Annotated in this window: 1 pseudogene; it reads left to right on the plus strand. The window is 69.6% G+C overall.

The features are described from left to right. A pseudogene (locus IZR01_RS53940) lies at positions 1–2,701 on the plus strand (ATP-binding protein); the annotation flags it as partial.

Below are 2,701 nucleotides of genomic sequence, written 5' to 3' on the forward strand. Positions count from 1 at the left end.
GCGGTCACTGTCGGCAGCCAGGTGGAGACTGGCGCTCCGCTGATGCGGCTGGAGCAGATCGTCGAGGACGAGGACTCCGAAGGCGACACGTCTGGCACGTCTGGCACCGCGCAGCCGTCGTCCGAGGTTGTCGAGCTGGATCTGCCCGCCGCCCCGGTCGAGGTCCCGATCCGGGCTCGCGTGGCGCAGGGCCGGGAGGACCTTCGCAGTCTGCTGCTGGGTTTCGATGTGGACCCGCATGACGAGGGCCGGATCCTTCAGGACTACCTGGCGGCCCGCACCACCGCCGTGGAGCAGGGCCAGCGGCCGCTGACCGGCGAGCTGGGCCTGATCGAGGTCTTCGCCGACCTGGCCGACCTGGGCCGCAACCGCCCGGCCGGCACCGCCGAAGAAGGCGAGGGCGAAAGCCGGCTGCACAGCGCCCACGAATACTTCCACACCTACCTCCAAAGCCTCGACGTCGAGCGCGCCGGACTGCCGGACACGTTCCGGACCATGCTGGCCAAGGTCCTCGCCCGGTACGGGGTCGGTGATCTGGAACGCACCCCGGAGCTGGAAGCGGGGGTGTTCCGCGTCTTCCTGGCGATGCGCCGGTCGGCCCAGCACGCGGCCGTGGTCGCGGCCCTGTTGCGCGGCTGGCTGAACGATCCGCTGCCGCCCGAGGCCGAGCGCGAGCCGGCCGGGCCGATGCTGGAGCGGCTGATCGCCGCTACCCAGAACCGTTTTCCCCCGGTCGCGGACTTGGCGCGCGGGGTGGTGTACGCGTGGTTCGGCCAGCCGCTGCTGCGCCGCAACCGGGCCCGGGTCTACGCCGGGGTCCGCAAGAACCTGCGATACCTCGACGAGAACCCGCAGGCCGAAGACCGCGGCGAGCGGATCGCCGAGATAGTGCGTAGCACCGAGCCGCTGGTCCGGCTGCTGGCACAGCGTCTGGTCCACCCGGACCTGGACAACGCAGCGATGCTGGAGGTCCTGACCCGGCGCTACTACGGCAACAAGGGCCTGACCGGCGTCCAGACCACTCAAGCCGCCGGCACCTCGTTCGTGGTCGCCGAACGCGACGGCTCGCGCCTGGTCTCGGCAGCGGTGCCCTTCGACCGGCTCGGCGACGCCCTGGACGGACTGGCTGGACTGGCTGGACTGGCCGAGCTGGAGACGTCCGGCGGCGCCCTGGACGCCGACATCTACCTGCTGTGGGAGAACCAGCCCGACACCGACGAAGCCGCCACCCAGTTGCAGGAGGTCATCAGCGCGCACCCGCTGCCGGACCGCGTGCGCCGGGTAACCACGACGGTGGCCGGTCGTCGCAACGAGCCGATGCACCACCACTTCACGTTCCACCACGGCGCCACCGGTCTCGCGGGTCTCGCCGGTCTCACCGAGAACAGGCTGATCCGGGGCCTGCACCCGCACATAGCGCAACGGATGCAGCTGGAGCGGCTGAACAAGTTCGACCTCACACGCCTGCCGTCGACGGACGAAGAGGTGTACCTCTACCGCTGCGTGGCCCGCGAGAACCCGGCCGACGACCGGCTGGTCGCCTTCGCCCAGATCCGCGACCTGACCGAGCTGCGCGACCCCGACGGCCGACTGGCCGCGCTGCCCACCGCCGAATACACGATCGCCGCGTGCCTGGACTCGATCCGGCGCGCGCGGTCGCTGACGCCCTCCGGCAAGCGGTTCACGACCAACCGGGTCGTGGTCTACGTCTGGCCGCCGGTCACCGTCGCGTACAAGGAACTGTTGGGCATCGCGAACAGAGTGCTGGCGACATCCGTCAACCTCGGGCTCGACGAAGTCACGGTCATCGCCCGCTATCGGGACGAGCGGACCGGCGATCTGGTGAAGACGGCCGCGGCGGTCACGTTCGGCGGAGCCGGCGGCGCCGAGATCACCGTCGGCGAGCCGACGACGGATCCGGTGGAGCCGCTGGACGACTACCGGCTGAAGGTGATGCGCGCGGCCAGCCGGGGCACGGTGTATCCCTATGAGGTGACCAGGTCACTCGGTGACTTCGTCGAGCACGACCTCGACGAAGACGGCTTCCTGGTCCCTGTGGATCGGCCCAAGGGCACCAACACTGCGGCGGTGGTGGCTGGCGTGGTCAGCACCGTGACCGGACAGCACCCGCAGGGCGTGACCCGCGTGTTGTTGCTCGGCGACCCGACGAAATCCCTCGGTGCGCTGTCGGAGCCGGAGTGTCGTCGGGTGATCGCTGCTCTGGATCTGGCCGAGCGGATGCAGGTCCCGCTGGAGTGGTACGCACTGTCCTCCGGGGCACGGGTCTCGATGCAGTCCGGGACCGAGAACATGGACTGGGTAGCCGCGGCACTGAAGCGGATCGTGGAGTTCACCCAGGCCGGCGGCGAGATCAACGTCGTGGTCAACGGCATCAACGTCGGCGCCCAGCCCTACTGGAACGCCGAAGCCACCATGCTCATGCACACCCGCGGCGTACTAGTCATGACCCCAGACTCGGCGATGGTACTCACCGGCAAACACGCCCTGGACTTCTCCGGCGGCGTCTCCGCCGAAGACAACTTCGGCATCGGCGGCTACGACCGCGTCATGGGACCCAACGGCCAAGCCCAATACTGGGCCCCCACACTCACCGCGGCCCGCGACGTGCTGATGTCCCACTACGACCACACCTACATCGCCCCCGGCGAAACCACACCCCGCCGCGCCACCACCGACGACC

It is taken from the genome of Catenulispora pinisilvae, assembly GCF_015356865.1.
GTDB classification, from domain to species: Bacteria; Actinomycetota; Actinomycetes; order Streptomycetales; family Catenulisporaceae; genus Catenulispora; species Catenulispora pinisilvae.